Annotated in this window: 11 protein-coding genes and 2 pseudogenes; 9 read left to right on the top strand and 4 right to left on the bottom strand. The window is 63.1% G+C overall.

Annotated elements, in window-relative coordinates:
• Positions 1 to 99: 99 nt before the first annotated feature.
• The 6 genes from pgl (at position 100) to J3485_RS05370 (ending at position 7,695) form a co-directional block, all read left to right on the top strand.
• Entirely contained in the window at positions 100 to 792 is a 693-nt protein-coding gene (gene pgl / locus J3485_RS05395; protein WP_206951518.1) for a 6-phosphogluconolactonase, read from the top strand.
• The gene (locus tag J3485_RS05390) at positions 770 to 2,692 is read left to right on the top strand and encodes a bifunctional transcriptional regulator/glucokinase (RefSeq protein WP_206951517.1); all 1,923 of its coding nucleotides are present in this window, start codon (positions 770 to 772) and stop codon (positions 2,690 to 2,692) included. The genes pgl and J3485_RS05390 overlap by 23 nt, the downstream gene beginning before the upstream one ends.
• A 552-nt stretch (positions 2,693 to 3,244) precedes the next feature.
• Positions 3,245 to 4,381, top strand: coding sequence for a porin (locus J3485_RS05385; RefSeq protein WP_206951516.1), 1,137 nt, complete (start codon positions 3,245 to 3,247; stop codon positions 4,379 to 4,381).
• 241 nt (positions 4,382 to 4,622) lie between these two features.
• Entirely contained in the window at positions 4,623 to 5,906 is a 1,284-nt protein-coding gene (gene hemL / locus J3485_RS05380) for a glutamate-1-semialdehyde 2,1-aminomutase (RefSeq protein ID WP_206951515.1), read from the top strand.
• 17 nt (positions 5,907 to 5,923) lie between these two features.
• Entirely contained in the window at positions 5,924 to 7,045 is a 1,122-nt protein-coding gene (gene ribD / locus J3485_RS05375; protein ID WP_206951514.1) for a bifunctional diaminohydroxyphosphoribosylaminopyrimidine deaminase/5-amino-6-(5-phosphoribosylamino)uracil reductase RibD, read from the top strand.
• A 20-nt stretch (positions 7,046 to 7,065) separates the two neighbouring features.
• A complete protein-coding gene (locus J3485_RS05370; RefSeq protein ID WP_206951513.1) occupies positions 7,066 to 7,695 on the top strand; it encodes a riboflavin synthase in 630 nt (209 codons plus the stop codon).
• Positions 7,696 to 7,828: 133 nt separating this feature from the next.
• On the opposite strand, the gene J3485_RS29515 is transcribed toward J3485_RS05370, so the two are convergent.
• A complete protein-coding gene (locus tag J3485_RS29515) occupies positions 7,829 to 8,329 on the bottom strand; it encodes a DUF6933 domain-containing protein (RefSeq protein WP_206951512.1) in 501 nt (166 codons plus the stop codon).
• Between the two features lie 122 nt (positions 8,330 to 8,451).
• On the opposite strand from J3485_RS29515, the gene J3485_RS05360 reads away from it, so the two are divergent.
• On the top strand, positions 8,452 to 8,796 hold the full coding sequence (locus tag J3485_RS05360; protein ID WP_059590707.1) for a type II toxin-antitoxin system RelE/ParE family toxin: 345 nt from the start codon (positions 8,452 to 8,454) through the stop codon (positions 8,794 to 8,796).
• Positions 8,793 to 9,107, top strand: a complete 315-nt coding sequence (locus J3485_RS05355) for a helix-turn-helix domain-containing protein (RefSeq protein ID WP_179405152.1) — start codon at positions 8,793 to 8,795, stop codon at positions 9,105 to 9,107. Before J3485_RS05360 ends, J3485_RS05355 begins: the two co-directional genes overlap by 4 nt.
• Positions 9,108 to 9,354: 247 nt before the next feature.
• Here J3485_RS05355 and J3485_RS05350 read toward each other — a convergent pair whose 3' ends face one another.
• On the bottom strand, positions 9,355 to 9,738 hold the full coding sequence (locus J3485_RS05350) for a type II toxin-antitoxin system death-on-curing family toxin (RefSeq protein ID WP_206951511.1): 384 nt from the start codon (positions 9,736 to 9,738) through the stop codon (positions 9,355 to 9,357).
• The gene (locus J3485_RS05345) at positions 9,735 to 9,962 is read right to left on the bottom strand and encodes an AbrB/MazE/SpoVT family DNA-binding domain-containing protein (protein ID WP_009889671.1); all 228 of its coding nucleotides are present in this window, start codon (positions 9,960 to 9,962) and stop codon (positions 9,735 to 9,737) included. Before J3485_RS05345 ends, J3485_RS05350 begins: the two co-directional genes overlap by 4 nt.
• A 174-nt stretch (positions 9,963 to 10,136) precedes the next feature.
• Here J3485_RS05345 and J3485_RS29510 point away from each other — a divergent pair.
• Positions 10,137 to 10,688 (top strand): annotated as a pseudogene (locus tag J3485_RS29510) (TOTE conflict system archaeo-eukaryotic primase domain-containing protein); the annotation flags it as partial.
• Between the two features lie 16 nt (positions 10,689 to 10,704).
• On the opposite strand, the pseudogene J3485_RS05340 reads toward J3485_RS29510, so the two are convergent.
• Positions 10,705 to 11,478: pseudogene (locus J3485_RS05340) on the bottom strand (IS4 family transposase); the annotation flags it as partial.
• Between the last annotated feature and the right edge of the window lie 41 nt (positions 11,479 to 11,519).

Genomic DNA, 11,519 nt, shown 5'->3' with positions numbered 1-11,519 from the left:
GGTTCGGCCGCGTTACGCTGCGCCGTGCAAGCGCCGTTCGAGACGGCGCGTTGCACGTGCCGGCGATGTTGGACATACAAAAAGCAGTCTGGAGGAGAAGTGATCGAGCTTCACGCATTTGACGACCCGCGCGCCCAAGCCGGCGCGCTGGCCAAAGCGGTGAGCGGTGCGCTCGGCGCCTCGCTTGCCGCGGCCGCCAATGCGCGCGCCACGCTGGCCGTTTCCGGCGGCACGAGCCCGCGCCCGTTCTTTCAAGCGCTCGCGCTCGAGTCGCTCGACTGGGCACGCGTCGACGTGACGCTCGTCGACGATCGCTGGGTACCCGAGACCGACGGCGCCAGCAACGCACACCTCGTGCGCGAAACGCTGCTCGCGCGGGCCGCGGGAGAAGCCCGCTTCGCGCCGCTCGTCGACGTGGCCGTGTCGCTCGAGGCGCACGTCGCCGCGCTGAACGCCGCCCCGTCCTACGCACTGCCGAACGTCGCGGTGCTCGGCATGGGGGAGGACGGCCATACGGCATCGCTGTTCGCCGACGCGCCAGCGCACGAGTGGGCGCACGCACTGCAAACGGCCGAGCGCTACGTCGCCGTTCATCCGGGCGCAGCCCCACACGCACGCATCAGCTTGTCGATGTCCGCACTCAAGGGCGTCGAGCGGCTATTCCTGCAGATCTCGGGCGAACGCAAGCTCGACGTCCTCAAAGCGGCCGCGTCCGCGCCACAAGAAAACGCCATCTCGAAGCTGGCAAACGACAAGGGAGTCAGACTCGATGTCTACTGGTCTGCAAAATAAAGCTGTTTCGGTCCCCGGCGCACGCCAGCACGCCGACGGTCCGCGCCTGCTCGCCGACATCGGCGGCACCAACGCGCGCTTCGCGCTCGAAACGGAACCGGGGGAGATTTCTCAGATTCGCGTCTACCCGTGCGCCGATTATCCGACGATCGAGGACGTGCTCAAGAAGTACCTGAAGGATACGAAGGTCGGTCGCGTCAACCATGCGGCGATCGCGATCGCGAACCCGGTCGACGGCGATCAGGTCAGCATGACCAACTTCAAGTGGGCGTTCTCGATCGAGGCGACGCGGCGTGCGCTCGGATTCGACACGCTGCTCGTCGTCAACGATTTCACGGCGCTCGCGATGGCGCTGCCAGGTCTCACCGATTCGCAGCGGGTTCAAGTGGGTAGCGGCGCGCGCCGGCAAAACAGCGTGATCGGGCTGCTCGGCCCCGGCACGGGTCTCGGCGTCTCGGGCCTCATCCCCGCCGACGATCGCTGGATCGCACTGGGCAGCGAAGGCGGCCACGCGAGCTTTTCTCCGCAGGACGAGCGCGAGGACGTCGTCTTGCACTACGCCCGTAAAAAGTGGCCGCACGTTTCGTTCGAGCGCGTAGCGGCCGGGCCCGGCATCGAGCTCATCTATCGTGCGCTGGCGGCGCGCGACAAGAAACGGGTGGCGCCGGCGGTCGATCCGGCCGACGTCGTCGAGCGCGCCCATGCGGGCGAGGCGCTCGCGCTCGAAGCCGTCGATTGCTTCTGCGGCATCCTCGGCAGCTTCGCCGGCAACCTCGCGGTGACGCTCGGCGCGCTCGGCGGCATGTACATCGGCGGCGGCGTCGTGCCCAAGCTCGGCGATCTGTTCCTACGCTCGTCGTTTCGCGAGCGCTTCGAGGCGAAAGGCCGCTTCGAGCCGTATCTTGCCAACGTGCCGACCTACGTCATCACGGCTGAATATCCGGCGTTCCTCGGCGTCTCGGCAATTCTTGCCGAGCAATTGTCGAACCGCGCCGGCGGCGGCTCATCGGCCGTGTTCGAGCGCATCCGCCAGATGCGCGACGCGCTCACGCCGGCCGAGCGCCGCGTGGCCGATCTCGCGCTGAATCATCCGCGCTCGATCATCAGCGATCCGATCGTCGACATCGCGCGCAAGGCCGACGTGAGCCAGCCGACCGTGATCCGCTTTTGCCGTTCGCTGGGATGCCAAGGGCTGTCCGATTTCAAGCTCAAGCTCGCGACGGGCCTGACGGGGACGATTCCCGTCAGCCACAGCCAAGTGCATTTGGGCGACACGGCCACGGATTTCGGCGCCAAGGTGCTCGACAACACGGTGTCCGCGATCTTGCAGTTGCGCGAGCATCTGAACTTCGAGCACGTGGAGCGCGCGATCGAACTGCTCAACGGCGCGCGGCGGATCGAGTTCTACGGGCTCGGCAACTCGAACATCGTCGCGCAGGACGCGCACTATAAGTTCTTCCGCTTCGGCATCCCGACGATCGCTTACGGCGATCTCTATATGCAGGCCGCGTCCGCCGCGCTGCTCGGCAAGGGCGACGTGATCGTGGCGGTGTCGAAGTCGGGGCGCGCCCCCGAACTGCTGCGCGTGCTCGACGTGGCAATGCAGGCCGGCGCAAAGGTGATCGCGATCACCTCGAGCAATACGCCGCTGGCCAAACGGGCCACCGTCGCGCTCGAGACCGACCACATCGAGATTCGCGAGTCGCAGTTGTCGATGATCTCGCGCATCTTGCATCTCGTGATGATCGACATCCTCGCCGTGGGCGTGGCGATCCGCCGCGCAGAACCGACCGCCGAAATGACGCAAGCCGTGGCGAAGGCCCGCACGACCAGCACCGACGAGACGACGGCCGTGCTCGATTGGCTCAGTCACGGGGCGGCATCGTCGGCGGCGGATTGACGAGGATGGCAGGTATGTCGACAGCGTCGTCGCTCACGATATAGCCGGTCCAAGCCTATCGACCTCGAACCCGCGCACTCTTAAGAAGAGGCGCGGGTTTTTGTCGCCTGGCCGCGGCCGCTCCGCGGCGCGTTTCGCAGGAATTTGCAGGGTCGAAACCACGGCCTGGCGCCCAGCGAATCGAGACGACGGCGACACATCACCACGAAACGTCGATTTTTCTTCAACGTATTCGCAACAATGGTGCATATAAAAGTGTGGCCTCCATACAACACATCAATCTTTTAATTAATCAATTACTTTCATTCAACGCCTTATCCGGCAAGGCACCGCGCGATTTGCCTGCCGAATCACTCCGTTTCAGTATCCGCAACAATCGTCCACAACTAGTGTTTCTACCAATGAGGGTCCGGAGTGGAGATGCCTAGTATCGCCTCGACTGCCTGGACCCCGCTGCGGCATCAACTGCCCATAAGGTGGGGAAATCCGCGGCAAAAGAATTTCCCAATCCGGGTTGCTCACACTGCAACTCAACGTCTCGGAGACCATTTGATGAAGAAATCGCTTCTCGCACTCGCAGTGACGGGCGCCTTCGCAGCACCGGCGTTCGCCCAAAGCAGCGTCACGTTGTACGGCATCATCGACGCAGGTATCACGTACACGAACAACGTCGGCGGTCATTCCGACATCGCAGCGCAAAGCGGCATCGTTCAAGGCAGCCGCTGGGGCCTGAAGGGCTCGGAAGATCTGGGCGGCGGCACGAAGGCCATTTTCCAATTGGAAAACGGCTTTAACGTGTTCAACGGCAAGCTCGGTCAAGGTGGCCTCGAATTCGGCCGTCAAGCCTACGTCGGCCTGACGAACGACCAAGTCGGTACGTTCACGATCGGCCGTCAATACGACCCGGTGGTCGACAACGCGCAACCGACGACGTTCAACGGCCAATGGGGCGCGTTCTTCTCGCACCCCGCCGACATCGACAACACGGATAACGGCTTCCGCGTGAACAATGCGGTCAAGTACGTGTCGCCGCGTTTCGGTGGCGTTCAAGGTGAATTGTTCTACGCATTCGGCGGCGTGGCTGGCTCGTTCGGCAAAAACAGCACGATCGGCGCTGGCTTGAACTACTCCGGCGGCCCGCTGTACATCGGCGCTGGTTACTTCTACGCGAGGAACCCGGGTACGCAGTTCGCCGACGGCAACTTCACGGCAAGCCAAAACCCCGCCGCCGTCTCGGCGACGTCGGGCATCTGGGGCTTGGTCGGTCAGCCGCAGAACATGCAAAGCCTGAGCGGCGGCGCGACGTACACGTTCGGCCCGGTACAGGTCGGCGGCAACGTCTCGGATGTTCGCTTCGACGACGCCAACGGTGTTGCTGGCAACACGGTCCGCTTCGACAGCTTCGAAGCCTGGGGCAACTACAGCCTGACGCCGGCAACGACGCTGGGCGCCGGCTACACGTTCACGACGGGCAAGGTCGACGCGACGGGCCAAAAGCCGAAGTACGGTCAGCTCAATGCCATCGCCGACTACCGTCTGTCGAAGCGCACGGACGTCTACCTGATGGGCGTCTATCAGCACGCGATGAGCGGCGGTGTGACGGCCGACATCTACGCGCCGATCCTCGGCGATGCAAGCACGAACAGCAACCAGTTGCTGGCTCGCGTCGGTATCCGCCACAAGTTCTAAGCACAACAACCTGCCATCCGGCTGGGCCTCGGCCCGCCGGACCACGGTTGCCGCAGCATCTTCAAAGCGCTCCTCGTGGGCGCTTTTTTTATGCCCGGCCCGCTTGCCCATTACACTCGCCTAGCCGCCGGCCCGTCCGCCCCGCTTTCGGTACAATTGGCGCCATCCCATCGGTTGCGTCCACCGCCTCCGTGCGCGCCCGTCGACTCCAGCCGGTCTTTCGTCGAAGCCCATTTCACTCATGTACAGCAACCAAGCCCTCTTCGAACGCGCCCAACGCACCATCCCAGGCGGTGTCAATTCGCCCGTGCGCGCCTTCCGCTCCGTCGGCGGCACGCCGCCTTTCGTCAAGCGTGCGCAGGGCCCCTACTTCTGGGACGCGGAAGGAAAGCGCTATATCGACTACATCGGCTCATGGGGGCCGATGATCGTCGGCCACGTGCACCCGGAGGTGATCGAAGCGGTTCAGCGCGTGCTCGCCGACGGCTTCTCGTTCGGCGCGCCGACGCAAGCCGAGATCGAGATCGCCGAGGAAATCTGCAAGCTCGTGCCGTCGATCGAGCAAGTGCGGCTGGTCTCGAGCGGTACCGAAGCGACCATGAGCGCGCTACGGCTCGCGCGCGGCTTCACGCAACGCAATCGCATCGTCAAGTTCGAAGGCTGTTACCACGGCCACGCCGACAGCCTGCTCGTCAAAGCCGGCTCGGGGCTGCTGACGTTCGGCAATCCGACGTCGGCCGGCGTGCCGACCGACATCGCGAAGCACACGACCGTCCTCGAATACAACAACACACAGGCGCTCGAAGAGGCGTTCGCCGCCTTCGGCGATGAAATCGCAGGTGTCATCGTCGAGCCCGTTGCCGGCAACATGAACCTCGTGCGCGGCAACCCCGAATTCCTGCAAGCACTGCGGCGCCTGTGCACGCATCACGGCGCCGTGCTGATCTTCGACGAAGTCATGTGCGGCTTTCGCGTCGCGCTCGGCGGCGCGCAAGCGCTGTACGGCATCACGCCCGACCTCACCTGCCTCGGCAAGATCATCGGCGGCGGCATGCCCGCGGCGGCCTTCGGCGGTCGGCGCGACATCATGTCGCTGCTTGCGCCCGAAGGCGCGGTCTATCAAGCAGGCACGCTCTCGGGCAATCCCGTCGCCGTCGCCGCGGGCTTGAAGACGCTCGAACTGATCCAAGCCCCCGATTTCTACGAACGTTTGTCGGCACAAACGGCCCGGCTCGCGAATGGGCTGACCGCCGCCGCGCGCGATGCAAACGTGGCGTTCTGCGCGGATGCCGTCGGCGGCATGTTCGGCATCTACTTCACTGAGCGCGTACCCGCGAGTTTCGCCGACGTCTCGCGCAGCGACATCGCCCGCTTCAACGCCTTCTTCCATAGGATGCTCGAGGCAGGCGTGTACTTCGCGCCGTCCGCCTACGAGGCCGGCTTCGTCTCGAGCGCGCACGACGATGCCGTCATCGACGCGACGATCGATGCCGCGCGTGGCGCTTTCGCCGCGCGCGACGCCTAACCTGGCGCGGATCGGCGATGTTCTCCGAAGCGGACTTCATCCATATGCAGCGCGCGCTGACGCTTGCCGCGCGCGGCATGTACACGACGACGCCCAACCCGCGCGTCGGCTGCGTGCTCGTCAAGGACGGCATGGCGATCGGCGAAGGCTTCACGCAGCCGGCCGGTCAGGACCACGCCGAGGTGCAAGCGCTCAAGGACGCGCGACGCCGCGGGCATGACCCGCAGGGTGCGACGGCCTATGTCTCGCTGGAGCCGTGCAGCCACTTCGGCCGCACGCCGCCGTGCGCGCACGCGCTGATCGACGCACGCGTCAAACGTGTCATCGCAGCGATGGAAGATCCGAATCCGCAGGTATCGGGCCGCGGCTTGACGATGTTGCGCGATGCCGGCATCGACGTGCGCTGCGGCTTGCTTGCAAACGAAGCACGCGAATTGAACATCGGATTCGTGTCGCGCATGACACGCGCACGCCCATGGGTGCGCATGAAAGTCGCCGCATCGCTCGACGGCCGCACGGCGCTGCCGACCGGCGAAAGCCAATGGATCACGGGCGCGCCGGCGCGTGCGGACGGCCACGCTTGGCGAGCACGCGCCTGCGCGATCCTGACCGGCATCGGCACGGTGCGCGAGGACGATCCGCGGTTGACGGTACGCGAAGTCGAGACGCCGCGGCAGCCGCTACGCGTGCTCATCGACAGCCGGCTCGACGTGCCGTTGACAGCCCGGCTGCTCGACGGCGCCCCGCCACTCGTGTTCTGCGGACGCATCGACGAGCGCAATATCGCGCAGGCCGACGCCTTGGCCGCACGCGGAATTGAAGTTGTCCCGCTGGCCAACGCGCATGGCAAGGTCGATCTTCCGGCGATGTTGAAGACGCTGGCCACGCGCGGCATCAACGAATTGCACGTCGAGGCCGGGCATAAGCTGAACGGCTCGCTGCTGCGCGAAGGCTGCGTCGACGAATTGTTGATCTATTTGGCGCCGAGCCTGCTCGGTTCGAACTCGGCCGGCATGTTCGACCTCGCGGCACCGGCCGGGCTCGATGCGCGCACCGGGCTTGTTTTTCATGCGATCGATCGGATCGGCGACGACGTGCGTATCTTGGCGCGCTTGCAAGCGCCGTCGGCACCTCATTGAACTGGAAAGGAACGCTCACGATGTTTACGGGAATCGTCGCGGCCGTCGGCCGCATCGAAGCAGTGAAGCCGCTGGGGACGAACGACGCGGCCGGCGTGCGTTTGACGATCGGCGCGGGAGCGCTCGATTTGGGCGACGTCGCGCTCGGCGACAGCATCGCCATTCAAGGCGCATGCATGACGGTCGTCGCGAAGACGGCTGACACGTTCGACGTCGACGTCTCGCGCGAAAGCCTCAATTGCACGGTCGGCCTCGCCGCGCCGGGGGAAGTCAACCTCGAGAAGGCGTTGACGGCGCACGAGCGCTTGGGTGGCCATATCGTGTCGGGACACGTAGACGGGCTCGGCACCGTGATGCGCTTCGCGCCGGTGGGCGAATCGCACGAATTGCGCGTGCTTGCGCCGCGCGAGATCGGCCGCTATCTCGCTTATAAAGGCTCGATCACGGTGAACGGCGTGAGCCTGACCGTCAATAGCATTGACGATCGCGACGACGGCTGCGAGTTCTCGATCAATTTGATCCCGCATACGGTCGAAGTCACGACACTTAAGGGCTTGAAGGCCGGGGAGAAGGTCAATCTCGAGGTTGATTTGATTGCGCGGTACACCGAAAGGATGCTGTCGGCGGCAATGCCCATACAACGTCGCTGACCGCTGCGGGGAGCCTCGTTCCGCGAGAAGTCGCCCCATCGGCGACTGTGTAGTTCTTGGCCCTTTGCACCCGCCGCGTCGGGTATCAGCCCTCCTGTCCGCTCAAGACGGACTACGCCGCGGCAACTCGCGATCAGGCGCCCCCTCCTCCATCGCAGACCAACTCTTTCAATGCTCGCTCCGGCGACACGGGTCCCTTGTAAAGCGGGCTACATGGCGTGCGCGCCAGTTTTAGCGACAGCTCGATGAGTTCGGTCGGTTTGTCGCGGGCGCGGTAGGCTTCGGCGAGATGTGCGAACTCCGTCATGATGCCAACAACGCTGCGATTTTGCGTCTTCGCGTATTTGACGACCTGCATTTCGCGTACTTCCGAGTCGATAAACGAACGCGGCACTCCGTGGGCGGCCAGTATATCCCCCAGAGCCCCCGGAAACCTAACCGCTAGGCTAGCCGCCGGAGCCAACGGCATCAGCACAGGCAATAGCGCCCGCTCATTCACAAGCATCGCAACCTGCGGCCGCCATGGCAAAACAGTTGCGTACCAGTTGCCAAGCTTCGCGGTGCTACTTCCTACCTCGAGCACCCCGGGATTCAGGCGTTTGAGCAACTTGTGAGTGCAGTAAAGGCACAGCATAGAAAAAGGGAACAACCTTGTACCAAGAGTAGATGTACGCCGAGCGAACAAGCGTGGTTCGGCCCGGCCCGCTCGCCAACGCATGTCCTTGAAATTATACGCAGGTAGCGTACAATTCACCGATGCACGCGACCTTCATCGAACTGCCACCGTTTTCCCGTGAACGCGAGAACTACCTCGCGGATGATGAGTACGCCGTGCTGCAGAAAGAGCTGCTGGCTAATCCCGAGGCCGGTGACTTGATCAAGGGAACCGGCGGTCTGCGGAAGCTGAGGTTCGCTGACAAACGCCGCCAGAAAGGCAAACGCGGTGGCCTACGAGTGATCTATTACTACTGGGTTAGCGGTTATCAATTCTGGTTGTTCACGCTGTACGACAAGGATGAAATGGCAGACCTAACCAGTGACGAGCGGAAAGCCTTCGCGAAGCTACTGGAAAGAGAGGTCACGATACGGAGCAAGCAATGAAAAAGCGAAATCTGTTTGCTGAATTGACTGAGGGTCTCGACGCCCTTGCTGCCGAGCGCGAAGAGAAAATCACACTGCGCAAGATCAAGGCCGAGGTGCCCGATGCGCTCGACGTCTCGCCGGCCGAAATCAAGGCCGTGCGCGAAGCATCTCACGCATCTCAAGCTGTCATGGCCCGAAGCCTGCGCATCAACGTGCGCACGTATCAGAATTGGGAACAAGGCAAGGCCAAACCCAACGCACAGGCCGCCACGCTGATCCGACTGGTCGCCAAGCACCCGGAAACGCTTCAGATGCTGGAAACGCTCTGAATGATGTCCGATTGCAAGCGCCGTCCAGCATCGCCTATCATCGTCTAGTTACAAGCAGCGCGACACGACGGTATTGCTGACGGTATACGAGTGGCCTTTCTCGACCCCGCCTATTTGGGGCGTGGCTTTCCCGCCAGATTCAACATAATTGCGCGATACACCGAAAGGATCCTGTCATCGGCGTCGCTTATGGGACGCTCGTAACCGGTTCAACCAGCGCGAGTTTCGAACTTGATCGCTCGCCGACTTACTCGGCGATCCGCTGGCGGAACCACTCTGCCAGGGCGGCTTCGTCGAGCGCACCAGCAGCAACCGTTTCCATGGTCCTGACGGCATCGACCGGGTCAAACTTCAGCCGATAGCCGTTGTCTGCCAGGAAAAGGCGCGCAACGACCCAAGCGGTTCTCTTGTTGCCGTCTGTAAAGCCGTGGTTCCGCGCTAACCCATAGGCATACGCAGCGGCGAGCGCCGCCGCGTCCGCACTTGCATAGACATCGAGATTCTGCGGCCGCGCCAGTGCCGACTCCACCGCGCCTTTGTCACGCACCCCATCAAGCCCGCCATGCTCAGCAAGCTGGCGATCGTGGATTGCATAGGTTAGATCCGCACGGACCCAGCGCCATTCAGTCATTTGGCCAGTGCCCGCAAGATGTCGCGGTCATCGTGCATGATCTCTTCCGCCAGCTTCATCTGGCGTTCAAAATCCGGGTTGTACGGCGTAATCCGGTAGCCGCCTTCGGGCGCCTCGGTCAAGTACACGGTGTCGCCCTTCTGCACCTTGAGCCGCGCCATCGCCTCCTTCGTAAGGATGAAGCCAGCCGAAGCCCCGACCGTTGTTACCTTGAATGTAAGCATGACGCCCCTCCCTATATAATTTTCATTATATAGCAATTGCCCGAAGGACAAGGATTGAACCGCGCCCCCACAGTCGGTATTCAGGGACAGAAAGGTGTCCGCAAGCGACGCGACGCGACATCGGAAACTAGCGAGCTGGAGTATTTGCGCGCTGAAAACGCGCGGCTCCGGGCCATGCTAGATGCGCACGGCATCGACTTCGAAGGTTCGTTAGCCCAGACCGAGGCAGTCGCTCCGCAGCAGTCCGAGCCGTGCCGGCTTAGCACGCACGAGAAGGTCATTTTGTTTCGCCGGCTTTTTCAGGGTCGTACCGACGTTTACCCGGTCAGATGGCAAAACAAGGCTGGCAAGCCAGGCTACTCGCCCGCTTGTGCCAACGAATGGAGACCGGGTATTTGTGGGAAACCTCGAATCAAGTGCTCCGAATGCGGCCACCGTCTCCTGATCCCGTTGTCAGACCAGATCGTCTATGACCACCTTGCGGGTCGGCACACGATTGGCGTCTACCCCCTGCTGGCTGACCATACCTGTCATTTTCTTGCCGTCGCTTTCGATGACACCGACTGGCGGGAAGATGCCCAGGCTTTCAGGTCGTCATGTATTGAACTAGGCATACCAGCCGCGCTGGAAATCTCGCGATCCGGAAATGGCGCGCACGTCTGGATTTTCTTCCGGTCGGCCGTACCTGCACGGGACGCGCGACGCCTAGGCACAGCGATCATCAGCCACACATGCGCGCGAACCCGGCAACTGAAGCTGGCATCCTACGACCGCCTCTTCCCTGCCACAGGCGCTGGTGAACCGTTCTGGCTTTCACACCCTGGCGCGCGGCCATCGGGAAGGCGATTTCGCCCACCGCTTCGCCGCACGTCGCGCGCTCCCACAGTTTGTCGCCCTCGGGCAAGCTGCGGTTGTGCGAGGCACGTACCAGCCAGTCGGCCGGGTTGCCCAGCTCATCGGCGCGTTCCATCAGCGCCATCAGATCCGCTTCGCGGTCGGCCACATACACCAGACGGGTCGATGGCATATCCGGCGCCATCTCGGCGATGCGCTCGTAGCCTTCGATCCAACGCAAACTTTCCTTCGGACCGCCACGCTGGCCCGAGTCGTCCTTCTTCTCACGGGCCCACATCCAGGCATCCAGGATGCCCAACGGTTCGCGCTGCGGCGTTACCGCATAGGTCGGGTGAACAAACATCCCGCGCTGCGCCTCATACGCCAGCGGCCCCGAGCCGAGCGCATCCTGACCGTTGAAATCAAGCTCAGTGGTGTCTTGAAGACAGAGCACGACCTGATGCGCCTGCATTCGCTTTTGCGTCTGCTGCCAGTGCGGCTCCAGAATCGCATGCCATTGGACCTTCTCGTTATCGAAGAAGCGATATGCCGCTATCGTTTCGCCCCAACCTTGGCATGCCTGCGACACGCTGGCCGTCGGGTCGGCCGCCATCCTTGCCATCAAAAGCCTCGCTCGCTTGTTCAGGCGCACCTCGCCAAGGTCCAGTTGCTCGAATTCCATTTGCGTCCAGGGCGTCGATTCGGTGACCAAGGCGTCCGCTC

The organism is Trinickia acidisoli, assembly GCF_017315725.1.
GTDB lineage: Bacteria > Pseudomonadota > Gammaproteobacteria > Burkholderiales > Burkholderiaceae > Trinickia > Trinickia acidisoli.
This window is presented reverse-complemented; position numbering and strand designations above follow the sequence as displayed.

Excerpts from the sequence above, each read along its gene's own strand:
- J3485_RS05390 (WP_206951517.1), top strand. The coding sequence starts at position 770 with ATGTCTACTGGTCTGCAAAATAAAGCTGTTTCGGTCCCCGGCGCACGC.
- J3485_RS05385 (WP_206951516.1), top strand. The coding sequence starts at position 3,245 with ATGAAGAAATCGCTTCTCGCACTCGCAGTGACGGGCGCCTTCGCAGCA.
- hemL (WP_206951515.1), top strand. The coding sequence starts at position 4,623 with ATGTACAGCAACCAAGCCCTCTTCGAACGCGCCCAACGCACCATCCCA.
- ribD (WP_206951514.1), top strand. The coding sequence starts at position 5,924 with ATGTTCTCCGAAGCGGACTTCATCCATATGCAGCGCGCGCTGACGCTT.
- J3485_RS05370 (WP_206951513.1), top strand. The coding sequence starts at position 7,066 with ATGTTTACGGGAATCGTCGCGGCCGTCGGCCGCATCGAAGCAGTGAAG.
- J3485_RS29515 (WP_206951512.1), bottom strand. The coding sequence starts at position 8,329 with ATGCTGTGCCTTTACTGCACTCACAAGTTGCTCAAACGCCTGAATCCC.
- J3485_RS05360 (WP_059590707.1), top strand. The coding sequence starts at position 8,452 with ATGCACGCGACCTTCATCGAACTGCCACCGTTTTCCCGTGAACGCGAG.
- J3485_RS05355 (WP_179405152.1), top strand. The coding sequence starts at position 8,793 with ATGAAAAAGCGAAATCTGTTTGCTGAATTGACTGAGGGTCTCGACGCC.
- J3485_RS05350 (WP_206951511.1), bottom strand. The coding sequence starts at position 9,738 with ATGACTGAATGGCGCTGGGTCCGTGCGGATCTAACCTATGCAATCCAC.
- J3485_RS05345 (WP_009889671.1), bottom strand. The coding sequence starts at position 9,962 with ATGCTTACATTCAAGGTAACAACGGTCGGGGCTTCGGCTGGCTTCATC.